This window comes from Clostridium sp. AF22-10, from assembly GCF_003478725.1.
GTDB classification, from domain to species: Bacteria; Bacillota; Clostridia; order Lachnospirales; family Lachnospiraceae; genus Otoolea; species Otoolea fessa.
This window is the reverse complement of the sequence record NZ_QUFZ01000063.1, coordinates 1-2,188: the sequence shown is the minus strand read 5'-3', so window position 1 is coordinate 2,188 and position 2,188 is coordinate 1. Positions and strand designations below refer to the sequence as shown.

Genomic DNA, 2,188 nt, shown 5'->3' with positions numbered 1-2,188 from the left:
CATTTCGATGAGTTTATCTATAGTGCTCTGTGTAGTCATGGTTCCTTACCTCCTGTAGTAATCCGCACCCCGTGTAAGTGCGTGGCTGCTTTTTTCTGAGCTCGTATGGCTATCGGTTACCGCAGCTTTGTCAGCTGGCTCTGTTCGGTCACTCCCGGTATCAAGTATGTTCTTGATGCTTTTATAGCTCGGAGTGGCTATAAAGGTGAGCGCCTTGCAGCAGGCGGCTTCCAGCCGATCGACAGAATACTTGTCGGCCAGCTTTAAAAGTCCCATGCAACTACGGTAGGATTGCTGTTCTACCAGCTTGGAGGTAAGGATTGCATCCACGGTCTGGTAGGTACTGGAACCGATGCGCTTCGCCCATTGCCGGAAGCGGTCGCCGTTCCACTCAAGATACTGCTGATGAGAAGGCGGCATATGCTCTGTGATTGTGCTATACTGACCTTTGCGACCATACAGTCGACGGTGGGACGCGATTCGATTGTGGTTGTAGAAAACCTCAATGGTCTTGTTTGTGACTCTCACATCAACTACTCATGTGGAACGGAGTATAGCATTCCTGCAAACGCTATGTGATAATTGAACTGAACGGTGGCTTGTCTCCATTCCGCCAGTTCATATGGGGTAGCAGGTAACGGAGCCAGCAATGGCAGTTCTTCGTCGCGGAAGATTTCATACCGACTCCCCTCTTTCTTTTGGAACGGGCGATGGCTGAAATCTTCCAGTTTCTGCCGGATCGCCTGATTTAACTCACCGAGAGAAAAGAACTGCTCGTTCCGTAGCGCTGCTGTGATCCATGTGGAAATATTGCCTACACTGCCCTCGGCATTAGGCTTATCCTTTGGAGAACGGACGCGTGCCGGAATAATGGCGATGCTATAGTGTTCTGCCATTTCCTGATAGACGGCATTGATCCGTGGATCATTCCAGCTTTTATTATTATGATCCACAGCAGTGCGACAGTTGTCTGGCACGAGGATCTTTGCAACACCGCCAAAGTACTCGTACATGTGGATGTGTGCTGCGATCCATGACGCCTGTTTCTGATCCATAAAGGCTTCTACGTATGGATACTAACTGTAGGTCATAACACCTACGAAAATCTGGGCATCCAGAATTTCACCGGTATCTGGGTCGATGATGTGCGCAGGATCACCTGCCCAGTCGACCTCAATCTGCTCCGCAGGCTTGCGGTTGATATGCATAGTGGCGCGGCGCTTCTGCTCATCCTGCTGGATGTAGTAGCAGAACTGAGAGTACATAAGTGGCTCTTCTTTGGAGAGACGGCATTCTTCAAGATACTCTGTCCAAAGGAGCTTCTTATTCACCCCGTTTCGAAGAAGCTCTTTGCGGACATGCTCGAAATCGGGCATCCGCTTTAAAGTGGCTGGCTTCGCTTTCACTTCAGGGAAAAGCAACTTGCCTAAGACTGGATCGCTAAGTTTAGGATCCAGAGGCCAGACAAGATTTTGCTCTTTGGCTGCCTTCAGCACCTTGTTGACAGTTGTCTTGGATGCATTGCAGCTAAGGGCAATGTTGGTTTGGCTGAGATTCAATCCGGCAAGCCGGATGATCTCACGATACTTGGTCATAATGGTGACCTCCTTCGTAATGAATTTACGCTGCAAAGCGTATGAATTCATTATAAAGGAAACGGTACCATCTGACCGGAACCTCGGTATCCGATTCCCAGAATCGCGGTATCGTCTAAAATGGAACAGCGGTACTGTGGCGCCGGAACGGCGGTTCAGAATCGCCCAGAATACTCAGTTTGGAGAGAAGTCTGCCGTGCGGCCGGCAACGGAAAACGAGAAAACCGAGCTGCTCCGAATACGAGCAGAGGACAATGACTGATCGATTGCCCCCACTCCACGGTGGGGCTATTTTTATGAAGCGCGATTAGTTTTGACTAACCACCACCTCTAAAAATAACCGTGCGAACTTCTGAAGTTCACACGGCTAATAGAATCACTTCAACTTCTCAAGAATCTCATCAGCACTCATACCACCGGCCAGCAGTTTCTTAACCACAGCCTCGGCTTCCGACTTTTTCGCTTCTTCAGCTGCTTTCTGATCGTAAACGCTCCATAGCAAGTACCTGTTCCTCCACTCCTTTTTCTGCCATAATAGTCTCACACTATACAGAGTCAAAAAAGTTAAGTACTCAACTTTTTTGACCGCCTAT

General features: G+C 49.0%; 2 protein-coding genes and 1 pseudogene. 1 reads left to right on the top strand and 2 read right to left on the bottom strand.

What is annotated here, in order from left to right; genetic code table 11:
- Positions 1-45: 45 nt before the first annotated feature.
- Positions 46-1,595: pseudogene (istA, locus tag DWX91_RS16200) on the bottom strand (IS21 family transposase).
- A gap of 19 nt (positions 1,596-1,614) precedes the next feature.
- On the opposite strand from istA, the gene DWX91_RS16195 reads away from it, so the two are divergent.
- A complete protein-coding gene (locus DWX91_RS16195) occupies positions 1,615-1,857 on the top strand; it encodes a hypothetical protein (protein WP_147354440.1) in 243 nt (80 codons plus the stop codon).
- A 114-nt stretch (positions 1,858-1,971) separates the two neighbouring features.
- On the opposite strand, the gene DWX91_RS18310 is transcribed toward DWX91_RS16195, so the two are convergent.
- Positions 1,972-2,097 (bottom strand): hypothetical protein, encoded by a 126-nt coding sequence (locus tag DWX91_RS18310; protein ID WP_279220605.1) that lies wholly within the window; start codon positions 2,095-2,097, stop codon positions 1,972-1,974.
- Positions 2,098-2,188 lie beyond the last annotated feature (91 nt).